The organism is Brevundimonas sp., assembly GCF_046299535.1.
GTDB lineage: Bacteria > Pseudomonadota > Alphaproteobacteria > Caulobacterales > Caulobacteraceae > Brevundimonas.
On sequence record NZ_JBKBIB010000006.1, the window covers coordinates 136,545 to 161,411 of the forward strand.

Annotated in this window: 26 protein-coding genes; 17 read left to right on the plus strand and 9 right to left on the minus strand. The window is 68.5% G+C overall.

What is annotated here, in order from left to right:
- Positions 1–31 precede the first annotated feature (31 nt).
- From ACK4FB_RS06535 to ACK4FB_RS06545, 3 genes are all read right to left on the minus strand, one after another.
- Positions 32–865: an outer membrane protein gene (locus ACK4FB_RS06535; RefSeq protein WP_409749424.1), complete on the minus strand. Its 834-nt coding sequence runs from the start codon at positions 863–865 to the stop codon at positions 32–34.
- A 281-nt stretch (positions 866–1,146) separates the two neighbouring features.
- Positions 1,147–2,286: an AI-2E family transporter gene (locus ACK4FB_RS06540; RefSeq protein WP_409749427.1), complete on the minus strand. Its 1,140-nt coding sequence runs from the start codon at positions 2,284–2,286 to the stop codon at positions 1,147–1,149.
- Positions 2,287–2,407: 121 nt separating this feature from the next.
- Complete coding sequence (locus ACK4FB_RS06545; RefSeq protein WP_409749430.1) at positions 2,408–3,154, minus strand: Bax inhibitor-1/YccA family protein; 747 nt, start codon at positions 3,152–3,154, stop codon at positions 2,408–2,410.
- Between the two features lie 126 nt (positions 3,155–3,280).
- On the opposite strand from ACK4FB_RS06545, the gene thpR reads away from it, so the two are divergent.
- The 4 genes from thpR (at position 3,281) to ACK4FB_RS06565 (ending at position 8,123) form a co-directional block, all read left to right on the plus strand.
- Complete coding sequence (gene thpR, locus ACK4FB_RS06550) at positions 3,281–3,814, plus strand: RNA 2',3'-cyclic phosphodiesterase (RefSeq protein WP_409749433.1); 534 nt, start codon at positions 3,281–3,283, stop codon at positions 3,812–3,814.
- Complete coding sequence (locus tag ACK4FB_RS06555) at positions 3,811–4,344, plus strand: GNAT family N-acetyltransferase (RefSeq protein ID WP_409749435.1); 534 nt, start codon at positions 3,811–3,813, stop codon at positions 4,342–4,344. Before thpR ends, ACK4FB_RS06555 begins: the two co-directional genes overlap by 4 nt.
- A gap of 69 nt (positions 4,345–4,413) precedes the next feature.
- The gene (locus ACK4FB_RS06560; RefSeq protein WP_409749438.1) at positions 4,414–6,207 is read left to right on the plus strand and encodes a DUF885 domain-containing protein; all 1,794 of its coding nucleotides are present in this window, start codon (positions 4,414–4,416) and stop codon (positions 6,205–6,207) included.
- Positions 6,208–6,302: 95 nt separating this feature from the next.
- Entirely contained in the window at positions 6,303–8,123 is a 1,821-nt protein-coding gene (locus ACK4FB_RS06565) for a DUF885 domain-containing protein (RefSeq protein WP_409749441.1), read from the plus strand.
- Positions 8,124–8,133: 10 nt separating this feature from the next.
- On the opposite strand, the gene ACK4FB_RS06570 is transcribed toward ACK4FB_RS06565, so the two are convergent.
- Positions 8,134–9,039 carry an NAD(P)/FAD-dependent oxidoreductase gene (locus ACK4FB_RS06570; protein ID WP_409749444.1) on the minus strand — a complete coding sequence of 302 codons (906 nt, stop codon included), beginning with the start codon at positions 9,037–9,039 and terminating at the stop codon, positions 8,134–8,136.
- Positions 9,036–9,479, minus strand: coding sequence for a DUF4282 domain-containing protein (locus tag ACK4FB_RS06575; RefSeq protein WP_409749447.1), 444 nt, complete (start codon positions 9,477–9,479; stop codon positions 9,036–9,038). Before ACK4FB_RS06575 ends, ACK4FB_RS06570 begins: the two co-directional genes overlap by 4 nt.
- A 158-nt stretch (positions 9,480–9,637) precedes the next feature.
- Between ACK4FB_RS06575 and ACK4FB_RS06580 the strand changes: the two genes are divergently transcribed.
- Both ACK4FB_RS06580 and ACK4FB_RS06585 read left to right on the plus strand, forming a co-directional pair.
- On the plus strand, positions 9,638–10,849 hold the full coding sequence (locus tag ACK4FB_RS06580) for an NADP-dependent isocitrate dehydrogenase (RefSeq protein WP_409749450.1): 1,212 nt from the start codon (positions 9,638–9,640) through the stop codon (positions 10,847–10,849).
- Between the two features lie 90 nt (positions 10,850–10,939).
- Positions 10,940–11,515: a DUF2939 domain-containing protein gene (locus ACK4FB_RS06585; RefSeq protein ID WP_409749453.1), complete on the plus strand. Its 576-nt coding sequence runs from the start codon at positions 10,940–10,942 to the stop codon at positions 11,513–11,515.
- Positions 11,516–11,518: 3 nt separating this feature from the next.
- On the opposite strand, the gene ACK4FB_RS06590 is transcribed toward ACK4FB_RS06585, so the two are convergent.
- From ACK4FB_RS06590 to ACK4FB_RS06600, 3 genes are read right to left on the minus strand one after another with little or no spacing between them, the layout of a single operon-like run.
- On the minus strand, positions 11,519–12,061 hold the full coding sequence (locus ACK4FB_RS06590; RefSeq protein WP_409749456.1) for a Smr/MutS family protein: 543 nt from the start codon (positions 12,059–12,061) through the stop codon (positions 11,519–11,521).
- A gap of 4 nt (positions 12,062–12,065) precedes the next feature.
- Complete coding sequence (locus ACK4FB_RS06595; protein WP_409749459.1) at positions 12,066–12,314, minus strand: helix-turn-helix domain-containing protein; 249 nt, start codon at positions 12,312–12,314, stop codon at positions 12,066–12,068.
- Between the two features lie 25 nt (positions 12,315–12,339).
- Positions 12,340–12,837: a DUF2975 domain-containing protein gene (locus ACK4FB_RS06600; protein WP_409749462.1), complete on the minus strand. Its 498-nt coding sequence runs from the start codon at positions 12,835–12,837 to the stop codon at positions 12,340–12,342.
- A gap of 546 nt (positions 12,838–13,383) precedes the next feature.
- On the opposite strand from ACK4FB_RS06600, the gene rdgB reads away from it, so the two are divergent.
- From rdgB to ACK4FB_RS06655, 11 genes are all read left to right on the plus strand, one after another.
- The gene (rdgB, locus tag ACK4FB_RS06605; protein ID WP_409749465.1) at positions 13,384–13,986 is read left to right on the plus strand and encodes an RdgB/HAM1 family non-canonical purine NTP pyrophosphatase; all 603 of its coding nucleotides are present in this window, start codon (positions 13,384–13,386) and stop codon (positions 13,984–13,986) included.
- On the plus strand, positions 13,979–15,118 hold the full coding sequence (hemW, locus tag ACK4FB_RS06610; protein ID WP_409749468.1) for a radical SAM family heme chaperone HemW: 1,140 nt from the start codon (positions 13,979–13,981) through the stop codon (positions 15,116–15,118). The genes rdgB and hemW overlap by 8 nt, the downstream gene beginning before the upstream one ends.
- A 55-nt stretch (positions 15,119–15,173) precedes the next feature.
- A complete protein-coding gene (gene obgE / locus ACK4FB_RS06615; RefSeq protein WP_409749471.1) occupies positions 15,174–16,226 on the plus strand; it encodes a GTPase ObgE in 1,053 nt (350 codons plus the stop codon).
- Between the two features lie 86 nt (positions 16,227–16,312).
- Positions 16,313–17,503 carry a glutamate 5-kinase gene (gene proB / locus ACK4FB_RS06620; RefSeq protein ID WP_409749539.1) on the plus strand — a complete coding sequence of 397 codons (1,191 nt, stop codon included), beginning with the start codon at positions 16,313–16,315 and terminating at the stop codon, positions 17,501–17,503.
- A gap of 50 nt (positions 17,504–17,553) precedes the next feature.
- Positions 17,554–18,846 carry a glutamate-5-semialdehyde dehydrogenase gene (locus tag ACK4FB_RS06625; RefSeq protein ID WP_409749474.1) on the plus strand — a complete coding sequence of 431 codons (1,293 nt, stop codon included), beginning with the start codon at positions 17,554–17,556 and terminating at the stop codon, positions 18,844–18,846.
- 45 nt (positions 18,847–18,891) lie between these two features.
- A complete protein-coding gene (locus ACK4FB_RS06630; protein WP_409749476.1) occupies positions 18,892–19,857 on the plus strand; it encodes a DUF6624 domain-containing protein in 966 nt (321 codons plus the stop codon).
- A gap of 98 nt (positions 19,858–19,955) precedes the next feature.
- A complete protein-coding gene (locus tag ACK4FB_RS06635) occupies positions 19,956–20,603 on the plus strand; it encodes a nicotinate-nucleotide adenylyltransferase (RefSeq protein ID WP_409749479.1) in 648 nt (215 codons plus the stop codon).
- 117 nt (positions 20,604–20,720) lie between these two features.
- On the plus strand, positions 20,721–21,116 hold the full coding sequence (gene rsfS / locus ACK4FB_RS06640; RefSeq protein WP_409749482.1) for a ribosome silencing factor: 396 nt from the start codon (positions 20,721–20,723) through the stop codon (positions 21,114–21,116).
- A gap of 13 nt (positions 21,117–21,129) precedes the next feature.
- Entirely contained in the window at positions 21,130–21,594 is a 465-nt protein-coding gene (gene rlmH / locus ACK4FB_RS06645) for a 23S rRNA (pseudouridine(1915)-N(3))-methyltransferase RlmH (RefSeq protein WP_409749485.1), read from the plus strand.
- Positions 21,594–22,688, plus strand: coding sequence for a murein hydrolase activator EnvC family protein (locus ACK4FB_RS06650; protein WP_409749488.1), 1,095 nt, complete (start codon positions 21,594–21,596; stop codon positions 22,686–22,688). Before rlmH ends, ACK4FB_RS06650 begins: the two co-directional genes overlap by 1 nt.
- 120 nt (positions 22,689–22,808) lie before the next feature.
- Entirely contained in the window at positions 22,809–24,176 is a 1,368-nt protein-coding gene (locus ACK4FB_RS06655) for a S41 family peptidase (protein WP_409749491.1), read from the plus strand.
- Positions 24,177–24,183: 7 nt separating this feature from the next.
- On the opposite strand, the gene ACK4FB_RS06660 is transcribed toward ACK4FB_RS06655, so the two are convergent.
- A complete protein-coding gene (locus ACK4FB_RS06660; RefSeq protein WP_409749493.1) occupies positions 24,184–24,753 on the minus strand; it encodes a biotin transporter BioY in 570 nt (189 codons plus the stop codon).
- Positions 24,754–24,867: the final 114 nt, after the last annotated feature.

A 24,867-nucleotide genomic window follows, 5' to 3' on the forward strand; every position in this document is an offset into this window, starting at 1 on the left:
ACGACGCCCGGCCCGTTACGGGTCTTTCGCTCTAGAACCGGTAGGCCGCCGTCAGGCGGAAGGTGTGCGTGTTGAATTCGTCGCTGGTGCGGGTCATGTCCGTCCCGCCCGGATTGGTGATCAGGAACGGATTGCCCTCCGGGGCGGGCCCGCCGGCGCGGATCACATGATCGCCCGCGTCCAGCGACGTGTAGAGGTATTCCGCGCCGACGCTGAGGTTGTCCGTCACCCGGTGCTCCACGCCCCCGCCCAGTTGCCAGCCCTTGGCGTCCTCATCGTCTTCCTGCACGGTGAAGCTGTTGGCGCCGTTGCCGGTGAAGAAGCTGTTCGTGATCCGGCCATAGGCAGCGCCGCCGGTCACATAGGGTAGCGTGTCGCCCATGGCGTAGCCGGCCCTCAGGCGTGCGGCGGCCGTCCAGTCGAGAGTGCGGGTCAGGGTGTACAGCGTGGGTGTCGTGCTGAAGCCTGTGACGCTGTCCTCCACGTCGACGCGGCTGGCTTCGCCCACCACGCCCACGACCCAGTTGCCGAACTGCCAGTCATAACCGCCCCGAACGCCGAAACCGGCGCCGTCGTGGTCCCTGCTGCAGCCGTCAGCCGGCGTGGGGCCGTTGCCGGCGTTGACGCAGTAGCCCGGGGCGAAGGCGTTGCCTCCCGTGGCCGTGGGCACCCGGTCGCCGTATTCACCGTCCAGGTCGGTGTCGAACGTCAGGGTTTCGTTCTGATCATGGTCATTGACCGAATAGTCGAACGAGCCGCCCACATAGGGGCCGCTCCAGTCCCGGGGCGCGTTCTGGGCGTGAGTGAGCCCGGCGGACAGGGTGAGTGCGGCGGCGGAGGCGCCGATCATCATCAGGGTTTTCATGAGAGACTGATCCTTCGTTGCGGATCGGCCTTCGCGCGAAGGCGATCGCCGACCGTGGGCGCCCCTCCCAGGCAGCCTAATACGCGCTCCGGGCGTGTTGGATGCAGAAAAAGTCCTGCTATTTCAATGATGGCCCAATTGAGAACCGCCGGGCGCGAGGCGCCCGGCGGTCTCTAGGCCGATCCAGGGAGGGGGAGAGGATCGGCCGCTGACCCGGCCATCGGGAGGGGGAGGGAGAAGGCCGGGCTGCTGATAGCCAGATAGGCGGGCGAAAGCGGCGATCAAGTGGCCGTGCCGGCGCCCGCGTCTTTCCGCCGCAGTCTGTCCAGAAGCGATCGCCTGGCGGGCTTCGGGACAGGCTCCCGCGGGTCCTCGGCATAGGGCTCGCCGTCGCCGGACAGCAGGATCGCGATCCAGCGCGAGCCCTTGAACTCCGCCAGAATGGCCATGGCCGCCACAGCCAGCGGCGTGGACAGGAACATCCCCACCACGCCCCAGATCTGGCCCCAGAAGGCCAGCGACAGCAGAACCACCACCGGATCGATGTTCTGATTATCCCCCTGCATGCGCGGCTGAATCACATTGCCCATGATGAACAGCAGCGCCTGCAGCCCCGTCAGCAGCACCACCGCCTGCCAGTAGGTCTCGAACTGCACCAGGGCGAACAGCGGCGGAGCCAGTCCGGCGATGGCGCCGCCCAGGATCGGAATATAGCCCACGATGAAAATGACGAAGGTCCAGAAGCCGGCATTCTCCAGCCCCACCGCCCGCATCAGCACATAGGCCACCGCGCAGATCATGGCGCCGGTCACGGTCTGGACCCACAGGTAGCCCTCGACTCCGCCCCGCACCCGCTCGAACACCGCCATGGCCTCCTGCCGATCATGGCGGCGGGGAAACATGTTCACGATCTTCTTTCTGAAGCCCACCTGGGACGCGAGAAGGAAGCCGAGATAGACCAGAACAAAGAAGGCGCCAGTGGCGATATTCTGCACATCCACGGCAACCTCGGCGAGGAGCCCGCGCAGGTCTATCTCGCCAATCAGTTCCCGTGCTGTGGGGGCGACCTCGACGCCGATCAGTCCCGCGATGTCGGCGATAATGGCGTCCAGCCGCTCCACAACCGTCGTGGCCTGGGCGATGAAGCCCGCCGCCCCGTCGACGATGATCCAGATGGAAGCGATGAAGGCCAGCAGTACAAGGGTCACGGCAGCGGCCATGGATAGCCCATTAGCCAAGCCCGTGCGGTTTTCGATGACCCGGCGCACCCCGTCGATCATGATCAGCAGGAAGATCGCCATGGCCAGGGGCGTCAGTATGTCCCTTAGCCAGTAGATGGCCGCCCCCGCCGCCACCACGGCCAGAATGACCAGGGCGTTTCTGGACACGGCCGAGCCGGTGAGGGAGAGGGGCGATTTCATGGATCCCTTGTCCGCGGCGCCGGGTCGCGCGTCAATCGCCGAGGGCCGACCCTGATCAGACGATGCGGAGGGGGAAGATCCGCCCGACGGCGCCAAGGGGCCGTCGGGCGAAGAGTGGTGGCTATTCCCGGCCGCCCATGAAGGCCAGCAGGAACTGGAACAGGTTCACGAAATTGATGAACAGGGCCAGGGCGCCGAAACCGGTCGCAACGCCCATGGCGGCCTTGTCGCCGCCCAGCGCGTAATAGGTCATCTTCAACCGCTGCGTATCAAAGGCGATCAGGCCGGAGAAGATCAGCACGCCCAGGGCGTTGATGACGAAGTACATCATCGGGTTCTGCAGGAACATGTTGACGACCATGGCGATCACTAGGCCGATCACGCCCATGACCAGGAAGGTGCCCCAGCCGGACATGTCCTTCTTGGTGGTGTAGCCCCACAGGCTGAGCGCGCCAAAGGCGGCGGCCGTCACGAAGAAGGTCGAAGCGATGGACGTGCCCGTATAGACCAGGAACACGACGCCCAGCCCGGCGCCGATGGTGGCGACCACGGCCCAGTAGAGCAGGTTCACTCCACCCGCCGTCGGGTTCTTCATGAAGAACATGGAGCCGAACAGCATGGCCAGGGGCGCGAAGGCCACGATCATGCCCAGCGGGGTGTAGCCGACGCCGCCCTGGGCGGTTTCGGCGAACAGATACTGGCCCACAGCCGGCACATTGCCGGTCACGTAGGCCAGGGCGCCGGCCACAATCAGGCCCAGGGCCAGCTTGTTGTAGACGCCCAGCATGAAGGCGCGCAGGCCGGCGTCCACCGCCATGTCCGCGCGGGCCGGAGCCTGGGCCGGATAACCTCGGTTGAAGTCGTTCATCGCGTCTCTCTATCTCCAAATGGCCGGGTCAGGACCCGGACCTCTCCCCGAATATCGGAATCCGCGCCCGCCCTTGCAAGCAAAACCGGTCTGTCGCGGTGCGCGGCGCCGCGTTAGGGATGCAACATGGTCCGACTGTTCACCGCTGTTCCGATTCCTTTCGACATCGCTGAAGGGCTTTCGCGCCGCCAGCGGGGCCTGCCCGGGGCGCGCTGGCGGCCCGCCGAGGCGCTGCACATCACCCTGGCGTTCTATGGCGATGTCACTGGACCATGCGCCGATGACCTGACGGCCGAACTGACAAGGGCGCGCGTTGATCCGTTCGAGCTGACGCTTGAAGGCGTCGGAGCCTTCGGTGAGGACCACCGGAGCCGCGCCCTCTGGGCCGGAGTTGCAGCCTCGGAGCCCCTGGACATCCTGGCGGGCCGGTGCCGGGCGGCGGCGCTGAGGGCGGGCGTGGCCCTGGAATCCCGTGACTATCGGCCGCACGTCACCCTCGCCTATTTGAGGGGAGCCCAGGACGACCGGGTGGGCGCCTGGATGACCGGCCACAACCTGCTGAAATCCCCGCCGTTCCGGGTTGACCGGTTCGGGCTCTACGCCAGCGTCCTGACCGGCGCGGGATCCCACTACACCCTTGAGCGGGAGTATTTGTTTTGACCGATGTGAGGATCGAGACCGAGCGGCTGATCCTGCGGCCTGTCGAAATGGCGGACTTCCCCCGCTGGGCGGAGTTCATGGCTGACGAGGAGAGCGCAAGGTTCCTGGGCGGCGGCCAGAAGCCCGCAGCCGCGTGGCGCGGATTCATGAGCATGGCGGGCGCGTGGCATCTCACCGGTGTGTCCATGTTCTCGGTGGTCGAGAAGTCCAGCGGTCTGTGGGTCGGTCGCCTGGGCCCATGGACGCCGCTGGACTGGCCAGGGACGGAGGTGGGCTGGGGCCTGCACCGGGACGCCTGGGGCAAGGGCTATGCAGTGGAGGGCGCGTCGGCGGCCATCGACTATGCTTTCGACGTGCTGGGTTGGGACGACGTCATCCACTGCATCGATCCAGACAACCGCCCCTCGCAGAAGGTGGCCGAACGGCTGGGCTCGACCAATCGCGGAGCGGGCCGGATGCCCGCGCCTTACGAGGACCACCCCGTCGACATCTGGGGCCAGGACCGCGCGACGTGGAAGGCCCGGCGCTGAAGCCGGGCCAGGTTTGCCTCCGGCTGCCGGACTGTCTACGCCTTCACGTCAGTCCACAGGAGCCCTGCCATGATCGACCGTCGCCGCCTTCTGCTGACCGCCGCCGCCGGCGGAGCCCTTTGCGCCGCTCCGGCCCTGGCTCGGGCGTCGCGGGACGCCGACGCCCGCCTCGACGCCCTGATGGCGCAACGCTTCGAGGAAAGTCTGGAGCGGTCGCCTGAACGCGCCACCAGTCTGGGTCTTGACCGGGGCGACAAGGCGCATCTCGCGTCACGCCTCACCGACGCCAGCCCTGAAGCCGTTGAGGCGAACCGTGTCCGCGCCAGACGGGAGTGGGAAGAGCTTCAGGCCCTCGACACGACAGGGCTCAGCGAGGCTGGGCGCATCAATCATGCCGTGGCCGCCTTCAGCGCCGAGACCACAGCCCTGGGGACGCGCTTCACCTACGGCTCCGGCATCGGGCGCCCGGGCCCCTATGTGATCAACCAGTTGGCGGGCTCCTACTTCAACACGCCCGACTTCCTGGCCAACCAGCACCACATCGAGGACGCGACGGGCGCTGAAGCCTATCTCTCGCGGCTGGAGGCCTTCGCCGACACCCTGGGCCATGAGACCACACGGATCGAATCCGACGCGGCCCAGGGCGTGGCCCTGACGAGCGTGATCCTGGACAAGACCATCAGCCAGGTTTCGGCCCTGCGCGACACGCCCACGGACCGGACCACCCTGGTCGCCGCCCTGGCCCGCAAGACCGAGGCCCTGGGCCTCGCCGGCTACGACGCCCGCGCCGCCGCCCTCGTGGATCAGCGGATCAAGCCCGCTCTGGAGCGGCAGGTGGCGGTGCTGGAGGCCCAGCGCGGGACGGCTGGCGAGGACGTGGGCGTATGGCGTCTGCCGGACGGCGAAGCTTTCTATGCCCAGGGCCTGCGCGCCAACACCACAACCACGCTCGGCGCCGACGAAATCCACCAGATGGGCCTGGAGCAGGTGGCCGAAATCTCCGCCGAGATCGACGCCATCATGCGGCCGCTGGGCATGACCCAGGGCACGGTGGGCGAGCGGGTGACGGCCCTGAACAACGACCCGCAATACCTCTATCCCAACACCGACGAGGGCCGGGCCGAACTGCTGGCCTCCCTGAATGCCCAGGTTGAGGCGCTGGAGCCCCTGCTGCCCGCCATGTTCGGGCGCCTGCCGCGCTCATCGGTGGAGATCCGGCGCGTGCCGGTGGAGATCCAGACCGGGGCGCCGGGCGGCTATTACCAGGGCCCGCCGCTGGATGGATCGCGGCCCGGCGCCTACTACATCAACCTGCGCGACACGGCGAACTGGCCAAAGTTCGCCCTGCCCACCCTGACCTATCACGAGGCGTCGCCGGGCCATCACCTGCAGGTGGCGCTGCAGCGCGAGTCCGCGCACCTGCCCGACTGGCGCCGCGCGGGCGGCTTCTCGGCCTACAACGAGGGCTGGGCCCTCTATGCGGAAAGCGTGGCGGGCGACGATCTGGATGTCTATGCGGACGATCCGGTGGGCCGCATCGGCTATCTTCTGTCCTATCTGTTCCGGGCCACGCGCCTGGTGGTGGACACCGGCCTTCACGACAAGCGGTGGAGCCGCCAGCAGGCTATCGACTACATGGTCGCCCAGGGCGTGAAGCCGCCCAACGCCGCCCAGAGCGAGATCGATCGCTACTGCGTGATGCCGGGCCAGGCCTGCGCCTACAAGGTCGGCCACACGGTGATCGCGCGCCTGCGGGAGGAAGCTGAGGCGCGGCCGGGCTTCGACCTGCGCGCGTTCCATGACCGGCTACTGGAGAACGGTTCCATGCCGCTGGCGGTTCTGGAAGATGTCATGCGGGCCTGACCGCACGCCAGGATGAAAGAGTTGTAAGGCGCAGCGGACTTGCTCTCCTGTAGAGGGGTGATACCCCTTTCAGTCTGAAAACGGGGAGTTTCGCCATGATCGACCGCCGCCGCCTTCTGTTCACCGCCGCCGCGGGGGCCGGTCTGGCCGCCTCCGGCCAGGTTCTGGCTTTCGCCCGTCAGGAGACCGCCGAGGCCGCTCTGGACGGCCTGATGGAGCGCATTGTCCAGCAGATGGTCATGACGTCGCCCGAGACGGTGACCATGCTGGGTCTGGACACCGGCCCGATGGCCGCCCTGAAATCACGCCTGGATGACCGCTCCGCCGCCAAGATCGAGGCGGACAAGGTGGTGTTCCAGGGCTTCATGACCGAGATCGAGGCCATCGACCGCGCGGCCCTGCCCGCGCGCAGCCAGATCCATTTCGACACGGTCAAATATTTCGGCGACACGGTCGCCTCCAGCTACGACTTCCCTTACGGCCAGGGCTTCCCGTCGCCCTATACGGTCAACCAGCTGGGCGGTTCCTACAACAGCATCCCCGACTTCCTGGACGCCCAGCACCGCATCGAGACCGCCGAGGACGCCGAGGCCTATCTCGCGCGCCTGGAAGCCTTCCCAACAGCCCTGGACCAGGAAACCGAGCGCATGCACGCCGATTTCGCGGCGGGCGCCGTGCCGCCGGACTTCGTCATCGAGCGCACCGTGGGCCTGCTGGGCAACCTGACCGGCACGCCGGCGGCCGAGTCGGTCATGACCGCCTCGATCGAGCGGCGCGCGACGGAAGCGGGTCTGCCCGGCGAATGGGGCGAGCGCGCCCGTCGCATCGTCGAGGGCAGCATCTATCCCGCGGTGGAGCGTCAGGCCGAGGCCCTGCGCAGCCAGCGCGCGAACGCCGTCCATGATGCGGGGGTGTGGCGGCTGCCGCGCGGCGAGGAGTATTACCGCTTCGGCCTGCGCTACTTCACCACCACCGAGATGACCGGCGCCGAGGTCCACGCCATGGGGCTGGAGCAGGTGGCTGAACTGACCGCCCGCGCGGACCAGATCCTGCGCGCCGAGGGCCGCACCGAGGGCACGGTGGGTGAGCGCATCTCGGCCCTGGCCCGCGACCCGGCCCAGCTTTACGCCAACACCGATGCGGGCCGCGAGGAGCTGCTGGCCTCGCTCAACGCCCAGATGGCCGACATGCAGGGTCGTCTGCCCGAATATTTCGGCCGCATCCCCGTCTCGCCGGTGGAGGTGCGCCGCGTGCCGGTCACCACCGAGGCGGGCGCGCCGGGCGGCTATTACCAGCCGCCGGCCCTGGATGGGTCTCGCCCGGGCGCCTATTACATCAACCTGCGCGACACGGCCGAATGGCCGAAATTCACCCTGCCGACCCTGACCTATCACGAGGCGTCGCCGGGCCATCACCACCAGATCGCCCTGCAGATGGAGAACGACGACGCCCCCATGCTGATGAAGCTGCTGGGCTTCTCGGCCTATTCGGAGGGCTGGGGCCTGTACGCCGAACAGCTGGCCGACGAGATGGGCGTCTACGACAACGACCCTTGGGGCCGGCTGGGCTATCTGCAGTCGTTCATGTTCCGCGCCGTCCGCCTTGTGGTGGATTCCGGCCTGCACTCCGAGCGCTGGAGCCGCGAACAGGCCATCCGCTACATGGTCGAGACCCTGGGCGACGCCGAAAGCACGGTCACCACCGAGGTGGAGCGCTACTGCGTCTGGCCGGGGCAGGCCGCCAGCTACAAGGTGGGCCAGACCGTGTGGGAGAACCTGCGCACCCGCGCCATGACCCAGCTGGGCGACCGCTTCGACATCCGCAGCTTCCATGACACTGCCCTCAACGCCGGGGGCGTGCCGCTGACCGTGCTCGAGCGTGTGGTGGACGACTGGATCGCCGCCCGGCGCGCCTGACCGCAGCCGCTCAGTCCGCCGTCATCCCTTCCGCCCGTCTGAAGCGGTTGTGGATGGCGGTGGCGGCCACCGCCGCCTCGGCCGAGGCCACGGCCAGCTGATTGAGGCCGCGCACCACGTCGCCCGCCGCATAGAGGCCCGGCACGGTGGTCTGCTGGTGATCATCGACCACCAGACGGCCGTCCTCGCCCAGGGCCGCGCCCAGATCCACGGCCAGACCGCAGTGGGGCGTGGTGCCCAGGGCCGAATAGACCGCGTCGAAGCTTGTCGGCCGGCCGCCCCACGACAGGGCCGTCAGGCGGTCGCCCTCGATATGCACCTGCTCGATGGTCGTTTCCATCACCGGCACGCCCAGCCGCTTCAGGTCGTCGCGCCGGGTCAGGGCCTCGGGCGGCCCCACATGGATCAGGCAGACCCGGTCCGAATAGGTGCGCACAAAGGCGGCTTCCCGGGCCCCCAGGTCGCTGTCGCCGATCACCGCGATGGACTTGTCGATGGCTTCATAGCCGTCGCAGATGGGGCAGATGCGCACCAGCGCGCGGGCGATGGCGTCCTCCACCCCCGGCAGGTCCGGATGATGATCCACAACGCCGGTGGCCAGCAGCACGGCGCGGGCGGTGATGCGGTCATCTCCTATATGCGCGGTGAAGCCGTCGCCCTCGCGCGCCAGCGCCTCCACGAAGACCGGCCGGATCTGCGCCCCGTATTCCTCGGCCTGAAGCCGCATGCGGGTCAGGATGGCGTCGCCGCCGATGCCCTCGGGAAAGCCCGGCATGTTGTGGCTGAGCGGGATCCAGGCCGCGCGCGGCTCGCCGCCGTCCGCCACCAGCACCGAACGCCGGAACCGCGCCAGATAGGTGGCCGCCGTCAGCCCCGCCGGACCTGCGCCGATGATCAGGACGTCGACCGCCTTCACGGCTCCACGCGCGGGCCGGAAGTCCGGCTGTCCGCGGCGGGGTGGGCCGGTGCATGATCCTGCTCCACATAGGCGCGCATGACCTTCAGGTCCGCCGCGATCTGGAACAGGGCCACATACAGCTCGCAGAACGAGCGCCACAGCATGGCGACGATGAACAGCACCAGCAGGCCGACCACCACCGTCGGTATGGCCAGCACCCAGGCCAGCCAGCCCGGCTCGTTCAGGGCCAGACCCACGGCCCCGCCCACCACCACGAACCCGCCCAGCACGATCAGCGCCAGCCCGGCCCAGTAGATCAGATGGATCACCGGCCCGGTCAGCAGCCGGTCGAAGGTCAGCAGATCGGTCAGGATCTCCCCCGGCGACGCCTTGCGGAACGCCTCCAGCGACGGACGGACGACGGGCGCCCGGGCGGGCGAAAGGGGACGGCGCGGCATGGGCCGGATGCTCCGAACGAAGACCACCCAGCGCTATCAGCGCCCCCGCCACGGCGCAACGGGCGAATGGCCCGCCCCCGGGCCGGGCTTTGCACCGGCGGCCGCGCTCGCTATACCCCGCCCGACACTTTTCTCCCCGAACTGGAAGGCAAAGAAGCATGGCCAAGATCAAGGTCGACAACCCCATCGTGGACATCGACGGCGACGAGATGACCCGGATCATCTGGCAGATGATCAAGGACAAGCTGGTCTTTCCGCATCTGGATCTTGAGCTGGACTACTACGACCTGGGCATGGAGCACCGGGACGCCACCGACGATCAGGTGACCATCGACGCCGCCGAGGCCATCAAGAAGCACGGCGTCGGCGTCAAATGCGCCACCATCACCCCGGACGAGGCGCGGGTCGCGGAGTTCGGCCTCAAGAAGATGTGGCGCTCGCCCAACGGCACCATCCGCAACATCCTCGGCGGCGTGGTCTTCCGCGAGCCCATCATCTGCTCCAACGTGCCCCGTCTGGTGCCCGGCTGGACCCAGCCGATCATCGTCGGCCGCCACGCCTTCGGCGACCAGTACAAGGCCACCGACTTCCTGTTCCCTGGCAAGGGCACCCTGTCGATCAAGTTCGTCGGCGACGACGGCGCGGTCATCGAGCACGAGGTGTTCAAGGCCCCCTCGGCCGGCGTGGCCATGGGCATGTACAACCTGGACGACTCCATCACCGAGTTCGCCCGGGCCAGCCTGGCCTACGGCCTGGCGCGCAACTACCCGGTCTACCTGTCCACCAAGAACACCATCCTCAAGGCCTATGACGGCCGCTTCAAGGACATCTTCCAGAAGGTCTTCGACGAGGAGTTCAAGGCTGAGTTCGACGCCCGCGGCCTGACCTATGAACACCGCCTGATCGACGACATGGTGGCCGCGGCCATCAAATGGTCCGGCGGCTTCGTCTGGGCCTGCAAGAACTACGACGGCGACGTCCAGTCCGACGTGGTGGCGCAGGGCTTCGGCTCGCTGGGCCTGATGACGTCCGTCCTCATGACCCCCGACGGCAAGACCCTGGAGGCCGAGGCCGCCCACGGCACCGTCACCCGCCACTACCGCCAGCACCAGAAGGGCGAGGCCACCTCCACCAACTCCATCGCCTCGATCTTCGCCTGGACCCGCGGCTTCAAGCACCGCGGCAAGCTGGACGGCAATCAGGCCCTGATCGACTTCGCCGAGACGCTCGAAAAGGTCGTCGTCGACACGGTCGAAAGCGGCTCCATGACCAAGGACCTGGCCCTGCTGGTCGGCGACCACCAGAGCTGGCTCACCACCGAAGGCTTCCTCGACAAGGTGGCCGAGAACCTGACAAAGGCGATGGCGTAACACCCGTCGTCCGATCGATAGGGGCCCGCCGGATTCGCGTCCGGCGGGCCTTTTCTTTGCCGGGATGCCGGTATGGGGCATGGTGCGCTCATGAGACGAATTCTGCTGAATCTGTTCGTGACGGCGGTCGTCGTCGCGGTGCTCGGCTTTTTCGGGGCGCCCGGCGTGGCCTTCTTCGCGCTGCGGTCCGCGGCTCAGTCAGGGGATGTGAACGGGCTCCAGACGCTGGTGGATTTCGGCGCGGTGCGACGGTCGCTACGCCAGCAGCTGGACGAAAGTCCCGGGGCGCAGGTTCCCCCGCCCGCTTTTCTGCAAGACCCCATAGGAGCGGTGCGGCGCCAGTTTGAGGATGCGTCCCGCCCCGCGCCGGACGCGGACGCCTGGCTGACCCCCGCCGCCCTGGCCGCCCTGACGCGGGGCGAGGGACGATCTGCGGCTGAGCGCTCCCGCGTCGGCGCCGTCTCGCCACCGGAAGAGGCCGACGCGCCCTGGCCCCGGCCGCGCTACTGGGGCGTGAACCGGGCCCGCATGGCGGTAGCGGACGCAAGCGGATCGGAAACGATCTTCACCTTTGAGCGCACCGGCGCCTATCGCTGGGTTCTGGTGCATATCGGCTTGCCGGGCAGCGGAGCGCCGGTTCCGGCGGAGCCGCCCGTCGCCAGCTGAAGCTCAACCCTTGCGCTTCAGGGTCACATAGATCGCCCCGTCGCCGCCGTGACGCCTGTGTGCGGCGGCGAAACCGGACACCACCCCGCGCAGGCCGGGACCCTGCAGCCACTCATGGATCGAGGCGCGGATGACGCCGCCTCCGCGCCGTCCCTGACCTGTGATGAGCAGCACGGCGCGCAGGCCTCGCGACTGACATGAGGTCAGAAAGGCGGTGACCTGGTCCTGGGCCTCGAATCGGCCGAAGCCGTGCAGGTCCAGCGTCGCCTCAATGGGATCGCGCTCGCGGGCGATGCGGCGATGACGGCGCGGCTCCAGGGCGTCGGGCGCGCCCTGTGCGGTGCGGGCGACCCCCTGTCGTGACGACGGGGCCGCGGCGGGGATCATGGACGGCGGCTTGACGAATTTCGGCGGGGCCTTCAGCGCCGACTGGACCGACGCGGCCGTCACCGCGATGCGCTCCGCCTTGCGCGGCCTGGCGGGCGAGACGGTGCGGGCCACCTTGTTCCAGATGTCGCGATCTTCGGGTGTGAGCTTGCGCCCCATGGCCTCAGGCGCCGTCGTCGGTGTCGGCCTCGTCGGGCGTCTCGGCCGGGCCCGGCTCCCAGGCCAGAAGGTCGCCCGGCTGGCAGTCCAGTTCACGGCACAGGGCGTCGAGAGTCGAGAAGCGGACGGCCCGCGCCTTGCCGGTCTTCAGAATCGACAGATTGGCAAGGGTCACGCCCACGCGATCGGCCAGCTCCGTCAACGACATGCGCCGATCGAGCAGGATACGGTCAAGCTGGACGCGGATGGCCATGAAACAGATACGCTTTCGGCGATAATCAGATGGTCAGTTCGGATTCGCGGCGCAGACGGGCGCCCTCGCGGAACACCTCGGCCAGCACGAACACGACTAGCACGGAAAACACGGGGGTGAGCAGTTCGCTGATCCCTTGGGGGGAGAGCACGCCGGGCGCGATACGGGCCATCATCATCTGGGCCGCGAACACCCCGCCGGTGACCACCGCAAGGATAACGCCCACCTGGCGCAGGCGGCGTACGTTCTCCGGCTGGAACGGATCGCCCAGGGTCAGGGTGCGGAAAATCTTTCGCAGATTGCGCAGGATCAGAACGAAGCCCCCGAAATACGCCGCCACGGAGCCGACCCCGAACACCAGAAGAGGGCGGGTCAGGGGCAACTGGCGCTCTGTCCTGACGGTGACGGTCAGATTGTCCAGCGGGATGAAGAAAGAGGCCACCAGAACCAGCAAAAGCAAGCCGGTGAGCGCCCACATGAGCACATAGGCGACGTCCAGGGCGATCTTCAGGAGGCTGGACACGGAGCCCGGTCCCAGGGCCTTGAGGCCGGGGGCCTTGAGCGCAGGGGGAGATATCCTTATCGGCATGACGGGCGGTTCCCTGTCGGATCAGGTCGTGTCACGCCGGGCGAAGGGGCGAAGGCGCCGCGCGGGGCCCGGCGAGCCCGCACGCGGTCTTGCTTTTCGCGTCCTTCATGGTCGTCGTCAAAGCTCTTTCAGCGTGACCACGATCACAGGGACTGGACGATGATGGCCACAACGGCCAGAGGCAGGCCCGCCATCATCAGGCCGCTGACCAGGGTCACGCCGACCTTTTCCATCCACATGGAAACGTTCATCGTATGCATCGTCTATCTCCGTCTTTCCTGAGGCGCCGCCCTCGGTTTTCAGTGAGGGTCGGCTATGTTGCACCGCATCATTACAGGGGCTTAATCTTTCGCACCTGCAAGAACGTTGCGGCCCGTTCTTGGTGATTATCAATACGGATTAGCCGATAAACGGGCAAGCGGATTTATCGTTTTTCGATATTAAACTTTTGCAATGCATTAAACGCAGGTAAGGTCAAACATGAAAGCCAAGCTGGACAAGGGACAGAAGATCGTCGCGGCGACCCACAACCCGGGCAAGGCGGTGGAGATCGCCGCCCTTCTGGAGGGTCGTTTCGAGATCATTACGGCCAAGTCACTGAATTTGCCGGAACCCGACGAGACGGAATCCACCTTCGTGGGCAATGCTGTGCTGAAAGCGCGGGCGGCGGCGGACGCCTCCGGCCTCGTCGCCATCGCAGATGACTCCGGCCTGTCGGTCGCGGCCCTGGACGGCGCGCCGGGCATTTTCTCGGCCCGCTGGGCCGGCCCGGACAAGGACTTCGCCCACGCCATGAAGAAGGTGGAGGAGCGGCTGGAGGAAATCGGCTCGGACGACCGCAGTGCATGGTTCACCTCCGCCCTGGCCGTGGCCTGGCCCCACGGCCCCTGTCTGGTGGTCGAAGGGCGGGTGGACGGCCGTCTGACCTTCCCGCCGAAGGGCGACCGGGGCTTCGGCTACGATCCCATCTTCACGCCCGACGGCGGCGAGCAGACTTTCGGCGAGATGGAGCCGACGGAAAAGGACGCCATCAGCCACCGCGCCCGCGCCTTCGAGAAGCTGAAGGCCGCCCTGTTTGACTGAGCCGGACACGGCCGCGCTCTACGTCCACTGGCCGTACTGCGCCCGCATCTGCCCCTATTGCGATTTCAACGTGGTGCGTGACCGGGGCCGAACGGAGGAACAGGCGGCTCTGGCCGACGCCATCATCGCCGACATGGAGGCCCACGCCGCCTTGCTCGGCGCGCGCCGCCTGGCCTCCATCTTCTTCGGCGGCGGTACGCCCTCCTTGATGCCGCCCGATCAGGTGGCCCGCGTCATCGAGCGGGCGCGCACCCTGTTCCCGGGCGGCGGTGAGATCGAGATCACCCTTGAGGCCAATCCCACCGACGCGGAAGGCGCGCGCTTCGCCGCCCTCGCCCGGGCAGGCGTCAATCGCCTGTCGCTGGGGGTGCAGTCGCTGGACGACGAGGCCCTCAGATTCCTTGGGCGCAATCATTCGGCGGCCGAGGCCATGCGGGCGCTGGAACTGGCGCGGGCGGTCTTCGCGCGGCTGTCCATCGATCTGATCTACGCCCGCCCCGGCCAGACTGTGGCCCATTGGACCGATGAGCTGAACCGGGCCGTGGATCTGGGGTTCGAGCACATCTCGCCCTACCAGTTGACCATAGAGCCTGTGACCGCCTTCGGCCGGGCCTTCGCGCGCGGCACGCTGGTCCCCCCGGACGAGGATCTCTCGGCCGATCTCTACGAAGCCACCCAGACGGTGCTGGAGGCGCGCGGCTTCGACGCCTATGAGGTCTCCAACCACGCCCGGGGCGAGACGGCGCGCTCGGCGCACAATCTGCATGTCTGGCGCGGCGGGGATTATGTGGGCCTCGGGCCGGGCGCCCACGGGCGCCTGACGCTGGACCAGATGCGCACCGCCACCGTGGCCCATCGCGGCATCGCGGACTATCTGGCGGGCGTCGGCGCCGGCCAGCCATGGAGCGAGGCGCAGCGCCTGTCGCCGACCGAGGCGGACGAGGAACGCCTGCTGCTGGGCCTGCGCACCACCGACGGCGTGGACGCCGGACTGATCGCCGCCATGGGGCTGAAGACCCGGGCCGATGATCTGTCGGATCAGGGGATGCTGGCGACGCGCGGGACCCGGATCGCCGCCACGGCGCGGGGGCGTCAGGTGCTGGACGGGGTGCTGCGCGCCCTTCTGGTATGATCATGGCGCAGGGGCGCCCTACCGTTCGGCGCCGCATTGCGGCATAAGCCCCGTCATGAAGTTTCTCGACCAGGCCAAGATCTATATCCGTTCCGGAAACGGCGGGGCGGGCTCCGTCTCGTTCCGGCGCGAGAAATTCATTCCCAACGGCGGGCCGGACGGCGGCGACGGCGGCCGGGGCGGCCATGTGTGGATCGAGGCGGTCGAGGGGCTGAACACCCTGATCGACTACCGTTACCAGCAGCACTTCAAGGCCCAGACCGGCCACCACGGCCAGGGCCGCCAGATGCACGGCGCCAAGGGAGAGGACGTGGTGCTCAAGGTGCCGGTGGGCACCCAGGTGCTGGACGAGGACAAGGAAACGGTCCTGCTGGACATGGACGAGCCCGGCAAGCTGGTGAAGCTGCTCAGCGGCGGCAACGGCGGCTGGGGCAACGTCCACTTCAAGGGTCCGGTCAATCAGGCCCCGCGCCACGCCAATCCTGGCCAGGAAGGGCAGGAGAAGTGGATCTGGCTGCGGCTTAAGCTGATCGCCGACGTGGGTCTTGCGGGACTGCCCAATGCGGGCAAGTCCACCTTCCTCGCGGCGGCCAGCGCAGCCAGGCCCAAGATCGCGGACTATCCCTTCACCACCCTGACACCCAACCTCGGCGTGGTGGACCTGAGCTCCACCGAGCGCTTCGTCATCGCCGACATCCCCGGCCTGATCGAGGGCGCCAGCGAGGGCGCGGGACTGGGCACACGCTTCCTGGGCCACGTGGAGCGCACCGCCAGTTTGATTCATCTGGTCGACGGGACCCAGGATGATGTGGCCGGGGCCTGGCGCACCATCCGCGCCGAGCTGGAAGCCTATGGCGAGGGCCTCGGCGAGAAGGCCGAGATCCTCGCCCTGAACAAGATCGACGCCCTGACGCCTGAACTGCGCGAGGAAAAAGCCGGCGAGCTTGAAGCCGTGGCCGGTCGTCGGCCCATGCTGGTTTCGGGGGTCTCCGGCGAAGGAGTGCCCGAACTTCTGCGAGCCGCCTGGGCCGAGGTGCGAAAGAGCCGGGGCGAGATCCCCACCGAGCAGGAAACCACTGAGGAGACGCAGGGCGGCTGGACCCCTTGAGGGGCCGCCCCATTCCATCCATGACCGACGAGACCAGGATCGAGACCGCCGCCGCTATGGACGACCACGCCGACAAGCCCCGGCGCATGACCCGCGCCGCCCGGGTGATCTCGGAGTCCCGGCGCATCGTGGTCAAGATCGGCTCTTCCCTGCTGGTGGACCGCAAGACCAATCAGGTGGATCATGTTCGCCTGAAGGGACTGGCCTCGGACATTTCGGGCTGGAAGGCGCAGGGCAAGGAAGTTCTGATCGTCTCCTCCGGCGCAGTCGCTCTTGGACGCCGACGGCTGGGTCCGAAGGCGCGCGGGCCAGGCCTGGAGAAGAAACAGGCGTCGGCCGCCGCCGGTCAGTCGCTGCTGATGGCAGGATGGGAGCAGGCGTTCGATCCGCACGGCGTCATCACCGCCCAGATTCTGCTGACCCGGGACGACACCGAGACACGGCGTCGCTGGCTGAACGCGCGGGCCACCGTGGGCGCCCTGCTGGAAATGGGCGCGGTGCCGATCATCAACGAGAACGACACTATCGTCACCGAGCAGATCCGCTATGGCGACAACGACCGTCTGGCCGCCCGTGTGGCCCAGATGATCAGCGCCGACCTGCTGATCCTGCTGTCCGACGTGGACGGCATCTACACCGCCGATCCGCGCGTCGATCCGGATGCGAAGCACATTCCCTATATCGAGACCCTGACGCCCGAGATCGAGGCCATGGCCACCGGGGCCAATGCCGAAGCGGGCGTGGGCACCGGCGGCATGGCCACCAAGGTCATGGCTGCGCGCATCGCCTCGGAGGCCGGCTGCATCACGCTGATCGCTGCAGGCCGGGCCAAGACGCGGGGCGCCCAGCATCTGGAGCAGGGCCGTCGCTGCACGGTCATCGCCGCTTCCACGACCGTCAAGGACGCCTACAAGCAGTGGATCGGCGGCTCGCTCGCCACGCGGGGCGAACTGGTGGTGGACGCCGGATGCAGGGGCGCCCTGATTTCGGGCAAGTCGCTGCTGGCGGTGGGCGTCAAGGACGTCCGGGGCGCATTCGGCAAGGGCGACACCGTGGTGCTACTGGACGAGACGGGCGCCGAACTGGCCAGCGGGCTGGTGCGCTATGACGCCCGGGATGTGGAAACGATCAAGGGGATGCGCTCGGGGGCTCTCAAGGAGGCGCTGGGCTATGCGGGCGGACCGGTGGTGATTCACGCCGATGACCTGGCGCTGAGGGACACGGTGGTGGAAACGCGCGGCCCGCATAATGTCCGTCCGAAACGGCCGAAACGCTGACCGGGCCTTGAAATTTCAGGGTTTGAGGCGATGTTAGGGGCATGACTGTCATGACCAAGACCGCCCCGCCGCCCGTCGACGCCGCCGATCTGGAACAGGAGATGCTGGCCATGGGCCGGCGCGCCCGGGCCGCTGCGCGGCAGCTGGCCCTCGCCTCCCCCGAGGTCCGGACCAAGGCCATCAGCGCCATGGCCAACGCCCTGCGCGCCCGCGCGGCGGACGTGCTGAAAGCCAACGCCGCCGATCAGGACGCCGCCCGTGACAAGGGCATGGAGGCCGCCATGCTGGACCGCCTGGGTCTGGACGCAGACCGGCTGGAAGGCGTGGCCAGGGCGCTGGACTCCATCGCCGCCATCCCCGACCCCGTCGGCGCCGAGACCGCCCGCTGGACGCCGGAGAACGGCCTGGACATCGCCCGGGTCCGCACCCCCATCGGCGTGCTGGCCATCATCTATGAGAGCCGCCCCAATGTGACCGCCGACGCCGCCGCCCTGGCTGTGCGTGCGGGCAATGCGGTGATCCTGCGGGGGGGCTCCGAGTGCCTGCGCTCCAACCTCGCCATCCACGGCGCCCTGATCGAGGGCCTGACCGCCGCCGGGCTTCCGGCCGACGCGGTGCAGATGGTCACCACCCGCGACCGCGCGGCGGTCGGCCACATCCTGAGCGGGCTGGACGGCTCCATCGATCTGCTGATCCCGCGCGGCGGCCGTTCGCTGGTGGAGCGGGTCAAGACCGAGGCCCGGGTGGCCGTGCTGGGCCATCTGGAAGGCGTCAATCACGTCTATGTCCACGAAAGCGCCGATCCGGACACGGCCCGCGCCGTGACGGTGAACGCCAAGATGCGCCGCGTCTCGGTCTGCGGCGCCGCCGAGACCCTGATCATCGATCGCAGCGTGGCCACTGACCTGCTGCCCAGGATCGCCGCCGACCTGGCCGACAAGGGCTGTGAGCTGCGCGGCGACGCCGCCACGCAAGCGCTGGTCCCGGCCGCCACGGCGGCCACCGACGAGGACTGGGCCACCGAATATCTCAAGGCCGTCATCGCCGTGAAGGTGGTGGACGGCATCGACGAGGCCATCGCGCACATCGACGCCTACGGGTCGGGCCACACCGAATGCATCGTCGCCTCGGACGACGCGGCCGTCGAACGCTTCCTCGCCCAGGTGGACGCGGGCATCGTGCTGGCCAACGCCTCGACCCAGTTCGCCGACGGCGGCGAGTTCGGCTTCGGCGGCGAGATCGGCATCTCCACCGACCGCCTTCACGCCCGCGGCCCCGTAGGCGCCGAGCAACTCACCAGCTTCAAATACGTCATCCGCGGCAAGGGCCAGATTCGGCCTTAACTCGTCCTCATGGACAGCCGCGAAAGGTCGTGATCCTCTGCGGCGATGATTGGAAGCATCCTCGCCCTTGTCCTGTTCGTCGGGCTCGACTCAACGCCGCCGCGCCCTCTTCTCGACCTGCTGGAAGACGCCGAAGCGGCAGCCGCCTTTGATTACTCGTCGTTGGGAGACGTCGAGCGCCTTTCAGAACTCGATATCGCGGTTCAGCAGGAGGTGGAGCGGCGGACGGCCGGGGCTCGTTGCGTCACACCCGCCGAACAAGCGGTCCTGGCCGGGCTCTCCACCGCCAGCGCCGCGGAGTCCCATGACACATGGCGCGCCGACCGTGCGGCGGCGGAACACCACCTGGCACGCTGGCGTGCTCTGGTCGGAACGGTCCTTTCCGGTGAAGAGGTGCAGGCGGACGATCTGGCTAACGCCCGGGACTGGGTCGAGGCGGCGCGGGACGCCCGGACGCCCCGGCTGGCCGAACTGTTCAGGCGGTCGGCGTGGGATCAGGCTTGGCGTGGGGGATATCTGGACGGGCCCGATGGCTGGGCTGGCGACGTGTCGCCCGGTGTGATGCAGCGCATCAATCGCACCATAGCGGCCGAGGGCTGTCGCCAGGACATGGAAAACGCCGTCTGGCTGAAAGGAGAGTTAGACGCGCATGGCTGGTTCCGGATATCCGAGCATGGGGAGGATGCCGACCGTGCAGCCTGGTTGATCGTCCAGCACGCCGATAGAGATCCTGCTTTCCAGACCGAGGTCCTCGCCTTGCTGGAGCCGCTGGTCGCTCTGGGCGAAACGCGACCGTCCAGCTACGCCTATCTGCACGACCGGGTGGCGGTGAACAGGGGCAGGCCCCAACGTTATGGAACACAGGGACGATGCACCTCAAGGAATGTCTGGACGCCCCGGCCTATTGAAGACGAAGCAGAGGTGGAGACCCTGCGGGAACAAGTCGACATTGGGTCGCTCACCGAATATCGCACCCACATGAGTGGCTTCTGCGCCCATTACGACGGCTGAGCACGCGCAGCCGTCCGGTTTGGCGGGACAGCGGGATTTCGTCGTGTTAGGGCGCGGGTGAGCATAAGTCGCTCCAGCGCCTTCCCGAGCCCCCGCCCTTGGCTTTTTTCCACGCCGGCCCCGCGCCCCGCTCCGCCGGTCCCCGACCGGGGCTGCTGCGCGACGGCCTGCGGCTGGAGCCCGGTCTGAGGGTCGGGCTTCTGGGCGGCTCGTTCAATCCCGCGCACGAGGGCCACGCCCATGTGGCCGAGACCGCCATGCAGCGGCTGGGTCTGAACCGGGTCATCTGGCTGGTCTCACCGCAGAACCCCCTGAAGGACGCCAGTCAAACCGCCCCGCTGGCCGAGCGCATGGCCTCGGCGCGGGCGTTCGCGCGCGGGCCGGCCATGGTGGTGTCCGACTTCGAGAGCCGGGTGGGTTGCCGGTGGACCGTGGACACCCTGCGCGCGATCACCGCGCGGCATCCGGGGGTGAAGTTCGTCTGGCTGATGGGATCGGACAATCTGGCCACCTTCCATCGCTGGCGCGGCTGGACGGACATCGCCGCCGCCATGCCCATGGCCGTGATCGCCCGGCCGGGCTCGCAGCTGCAAAGCCGCACCGCCCCGGCGGCCCGCCGCTACGCCGCCTTCCGCGTACCCCAGGAGCAGGCCCGCTTGCTGCCCGACATGTCCGCCCCGGCCTGGACCTATCTCACCGCGCCGCTGAACCGGGCCTCTTCCACGGCGATCCGGGCCGCCGGGTGACCATTGCGCGGATCCGTGCTAGGGTGCGGTTCAAGTCAGTCAATGTGGAGCACTTCGCTGTCCCCCTCGCCCGCGTCCAAGACGCAAGCCCCGGCCGTTTCGAACACCGCGCGTGAAATGGAGCCGATCGCGCCCGTCCGCGCCGAAGACCCCCAGACGCCCGAAATCGACGCCGCCGCCTTGGAAGCGGCCATCCTCGCACGCCTGGATGACGACAAGGCCCAGGAGATCGTCCTCATCGACCTGAAGGGCAAGAGCCCCATGGCCGACACCATGATCGTGGCCTCTGGCCGGTCCCAGCGTCACGTGGGCGCCCTGGCCGACCACCTGCTGCGCCTGCTCAAGGAGCATGGCCTCGGCAAGGCCAAGGTCGAGGGGCTGCCGCACTGCGACTGGGTGCTGATTGATGCGGGCGACGTGATCGTCCACCTGTTCCGCCCCGAAGTGCGCACCTTCTACAACATCGAGAAGATCTGGTCGGTGGACTCGGCCCACCGCACCCAGTCGGCCTGACGCGCCGCACCCGGTGCGCATCGGCGTCATCGCCATCGGAAAGGCGGGCCGCGGCCCGGAGGCCCAACTGGCCGACGACTATGTGCGCCGGGCCACCGCGGCCGGCCGCGCCCTGGGCCTCGGCCCCGTCGAACTGATCGACCTCGACCCCAAAAAGCCCGGCAAGGGGCCCGAGGCCGAGCTGATCCTCGCCGCCGCCGAGGGCGCCCATCTGATCGCCTGCGACGAGCGGGGGCGCACATACGGATCTCGCGCCTTCTCCGATCACATCGCGGGCCTGCGGGATCAGGGCGAGCGGCGACTGGTGTTCGCCATCGGCGGGGCCGACGGGCTGGACCGCTCGGTGCTGGACGCGGCGCGATCCACCCTCGCCTTCGGGCCCCAGACCTGGCCCCACGCCCTGGCCCGGGCGATGCTGGCGGAACAGGTTTACCGGGCCGTGACCATCATGGCCGGATCACCCTATCATCGCGACTGATGTCGCTCCTCCGCCCCCTGCTCGTGATTCTGGCCGTTCTGGCGTCCGCGCCCCCGGCCGTCGGCCAGCGCGCGGACGCGCCGGCCGAGGAACTGGCGCGTCTGCGGGTCGAACACAGGGAAGAGGCGCTGCGCGCCCGCAGGCTGCGCGCGGACGCTGAAGAAGCGGCCGAAGAGATCGCGCGGCTGGATCAGGATCTGCGACGGCTGGAAATGCGGGATGCGGGAGACACCGTGGCCATCAACGCCCAGCGCGCCCGCCTGGCCGAGCTGGGCGAGCGGGAAGGCGTGCTGGTCAGCGCCCTGGCCGGCGAACGCGCGCGTCAGGGCCGCCTGCTGTCCGCCCTGCAGATGATGAGCCGAAAGCCCCCCCCGCCTCTTCTGATTCCCGCCGACCAGGCGGTGGACACCGTGCGCGCGGCGATCCTGATGCAGGCCATATCGCCCGAACTGCAGGCCCGCGCCCAGGCCCTGGTCGGCAGACAGGCCGAAGTGGCCGCCGTGCGCCGCCGCGCAGCTCTCGCCAGCGAGGCCCTGTTCACGGTGGAGAGCGAACAGATGGACCGCCGCGCCGAGATGGAGTCCATGCGCCGGCGTCGACAGGATCTGGCCGTCATCCTGCGCGCCGACGCCCAGCGCGCCGAGCGGGCCGCCCGCGCCCTGCAGGCCAGGATCGAGGCGCTGGGCGGCGCCGTCGCCCCCCTTGATTCCGGTCCCGCGCGGACCGCGACGGCCGCATCGCCGGGCGTGGGGCGCCTGACCGCCCCGGTCGAGGGCTCGCCTTCATCGCGCTACAGCCGCGCCTCGCGGGGCTGGACCTGGCGCGCGGACGGAGGCGGCGAAGTGCGCGCGCCCATGAACGCCGTGGTGGCCCATGCCGGGCCGCTGGACGGCTGGGGCGAGGTGGTGATCCTGGACCTGTCGCCGGGCTGGCGCGCCGTCATCGCGGGGCTGGGCCCGTTGCAGGTGGGAACAGGCGACCGCGTGGCGAACGGCGAGATCATCGGTCGTCTGCCTGATGGCGTTGACGCAGACCTCTATTTCGAAATCCGCCGGGACAACCGCCCGGTCGACCCGTCCGCATGGCTTGAGTGATCCGTGCTCGACGCCGGCCTTCCCGCCTGATTTTATAGGCGAATGGCGGCGCGCCATGATTTCGTCGCTGTGGGGGTGACTGATATGACCCTGCTATCCTTCCCGATACCGAGAGACCGAATGCGTAAAATGCTCCTGATCGGCGCCGCCGCCATCGCCCTGGGGGGCAGCGCCGTGGCCGTGGCCAGCCAGACACCCCGCAGCGAGACCTTTCGCATGCTGGAGTTGTTCGGCGACGTCCTGGCCATCGTGGAGCGGGCCTATGTGGTCGAGGTGGACAACACCGACCTGATCCAGGCCGCCTTGCGGGGCATGATGACGGCGCTGGACCCCCATTCCAGCTATATGGCGCCGGAGGATTTCGACAGCCTTCGTGAGCGCACCGAGGGCTCGTATTCCGGCGTCGGGCTCGAGATCACGTCTGAAAACGGCATGGTCAAGGTCATCTCGCCTATGGACGGCGGCCCGGCGGCCCGCGCCGGCGTCAACCCCGGCGACGTCATCTCGGCCATTGAGGGACAGAGCGCAGCGGGCCTGACGGTCAGCCAGGTCTCGGAGCGCCTGCGCGGCGCCGCCGGCACCGATGTCACCGTCACCTTCCTGCGCGACGGCGAGGAGCCGCGCGAGGTGGTGCTGACCCGCGAGGTGATCCGCGTGGATTCCGTCACCGGCCGCATGGAAGGCGAGTTCGCCTATATCCGCGTGGCCACCTTCAACGAGAACACCGGCCGCGAACTGAATACTGTCATGGCCAGCCTCAAGGCCGAGAACCCGAACATCCGCGGCTATGTTCTGGACCTGCGCAACAATGGCGGGGGCCTGCTGACTGCCGCCATCGCCGTGTCCGACGCCTTCCTGGAGCGGGGCGAGATCGTCAGCCAGCGTGGTCGCACGCCCGAGCAGATCGAACGCTATGCCGCCCGCCCCGGCGACCTGGCCGACGGCCTGCCCATCGCCGTATTGATCAACTACGGCTCCGCCTCGGCCTCGGAGATCGTAGCGGGCGCCCTGCAGGATCACGAGCGGGCCACGCTGGTGGGCCTGACCAGCTTCGGCAAGGGCTCGGTCCAGACCGTTCTGCCCCTGCGGGAAGGCCGGGACGGCGCCCTGTCCATCACCACGGCGCGCTACTACACGCCTTCGGGCCAGTCGATCCAGAAGATCGGCATCGAGCCGGATCTTGAGGTGGCCCGCACCGCCGCCGAGGCGCGCATCGTGTCGCGTTCGTCCTTCATCTACAGCGAGGCGGCCTATTCCAACGCCCTGGACTCCTCCATCGGCGCCGAGCGGCGCGGGGCCCACATTCCCCGCGAGGCGCCGGGCGAGGACCACCCGGAGGAGGAGGATTATCAGCTCCAGCGGGCCCTGGACGTGCTGCGCGCTGGCGGCGACCTGACCCGTCTGGCGGCGGCGCCGGAGACGGTGGTGGTCACCCTGCCAGAGCCGGCAGACGCCATTCGCGTGGCCGAGACCGAAGCCCGGGAATAGTCGACAGTCAGTCCCGGCGCATGGTCATCCTGTGCAGGGCGACGACCACCCCTGCGCCCACGGCGGACTTGACCACCGCGCCCGGGAGGAACGGCAGCACCCCCGCCTCCAGCGCGGGTGCCGCCCCGATCCGGGCCGCCAGCCAGGCCGCTCCCAGCGCCAGACACAGCCCGTTGCCCATCAGCATGGCGGCCAGGAGGAGTCCGGGCCGCCGTCCGTTCCAGCCCCGCGCCGTCAGGACGCCCACAAGGGCGGCGGCCAGCGGGAAGGCGAATAGATAGCCGGCGGTGGCCCCCGCGAACGGCGCCAGTCCGCTCGCGCCGTCCGACAACAAGTGCAGGCCTGCCGCCGCCGCGACCAGCCAGACCCCCACGGTCAGCCCGCCCAGCCGCCAGCCGTAGAGCGCCCCGATCAGGGTCACGGCGAGGGTCTGGAGCGTGATGGGCACGGGAACCATGGGAATGGCGATGCGGGACGACACGGCCAGCACGATCACCCCGCCGACGACCCATGCCAGCTGGCGCAGCCGCCCGGCGCGCTGAACGCCCAGCGGATCAGGTGCTGGATTATGAGACATGGATGCGACTCCCTGAACGGTCGGGCCCGGTTAAGCGTCCCGCCCGGCGCGCACAAGTACACCGCGTCCCTTCTCCCTTGATGGAGAAGGTGTCATGCGGAGCATGACGGATGA

Bases quoted from the DNA above. Each gene is read 5' to 3' on its own strand.
- ACK4FB_RS06535 (WP_409749424.1), bottom strand. From the start codon at position 865: ATGAAAACCCTGATGATGATCGGCGCCTCCGCCGCCGCACTCACCCTG.
- ACK4FB_RS06540 (WP_409749427.1), bottom strand. From the start codon at position 2,286: ATGAAATCGCCCCTCTCCCTCACCGGCTCGGCCGTGTCCAGAAACGCC.
- ACK4FB_RS06545 (WP_409749430.1), bottom strand. From the start codon at position 3,154: ATGAACGACTTCAACCGAGGTTATCCGGCCCAGGCTCCGGCCCGCGCG.
- thpR (WP_409749433.1), top strand. From the start codon at position 3,281: ATGGTCCGACTGTTCACCGCTGTTCCGATTCCTTTCGACATCGCTGAA.
- ACK4FB_RS06560 (WP_409749438.1), top strand. From the start codon at position 4,414: ATGATCGACCGTCGCCGCCTTCTGCTGACCGCCGCCGCCGGCGGAGCC.
- ACK4FB_RS06565 (WP_409749441.1), top strand. From the start codon at position 6,303: ATGATCGACCGCCGCCGCCTTCTGTTCACCGCCGCCGCGGGGGCCGGT.
- ACK4FB_RS06575 (WP_409749447.1), bottom strand. From the start codon at position 9,479: ATGCCGCGCCGTCCCCTTTCGCCCGCCCGGGCGCCCGTCGTCCGTCCG.
- ACK4FB_RS06580 (WP_409749450.1), top strand. From the start codon at position 9,638: ATGGCCAAGATCAAGGTCGACAACCCCATCGTGGACATCGACGGCGAC.
- ACK4FB_RS06585 (WP_409749453.1), top strand. From the start codon at position 10,940: ATGAGACGAATTCTGCTGAATCTGTTCGTGACGGCGGTCGTCGTCGCG.
- ACK4FB_RS06590 (WP_409749456.1), bottom strand. From the start codon at position 12,061: ATGGGGCGCAAGCTCACACCCGAAGATCGCGACATCTGGAACAAGGTG.
- ACK4FB_RS06595 (WP_409749459.1), bottom strand. From the start codon at position 12,314: ATGGCCATCCGCGTCCAGCTTGACCGTATCCTGCTCGATCGGCGCATG.
- rdgB (WP_409749465.1), top strand. From the start codon at position 13,384: ATGAAAGCCAAGCTGGACAAGGGACAGAAGATCGTCGCGGCGACCCAC.
- obgE (WP_409749471.1), top strand. From the start codon at position 15,174: ATGAAGTTTCTCGACCAGGCCAAGATCTATATCCGTTCCGGAAACGGC.
- proB (WP_409749539.1), top strand. From the start codon at position 16,313: ATGACCCGCGCCGCCCGGGTGATCTCGGAGTCCCGGCGCATCGTGGTC.
- ACK4FB_RS06625 (WP_409749474.1), top strand. From the start codon at position 17,554: ATGACCAAGACCGCCCCGCCGCCCGTCGACGCCGCCGATCTGGAACAG.
- ACK4FB_RS06630 (WP_409749476.1), top strand. From the start codon at position 18,892: ATGATTGGAAGCATCCTCGCCCTTGTCCTGTTCGTCGGGCTCGACTCA.
- rsfS (WP_409749482.1), top strand. From the start codon at position 20,721: ATGGAGCCGATCGCGCCCGTCCGCGCCGAAGACCCCCAGACGCCCGAA.
- ACK4FB_RS06650 (WP_409749488.1), top strand. From the start codon at position 21,594: ATGTCGCTCCTCCGCCCCCTGCTCGTGATTCTGGCCGTTCTGGCGTCC.
- ACK4FB_RS06655 (WP_409749491.1), top strand. From the start codon at position 22,809: ATGCGTAAAATGCTCCTGATCGGCGCCGCCGCCATCGCCCTGGGGGGC.
- ACK4FB_RS06660 (WP_409749493.1), bottom strand. From the start codon at position 24,753: ATGTCTCATAATCCAGCACCTGATCCGCTGGGCGTTCAGCGCGCCGGG.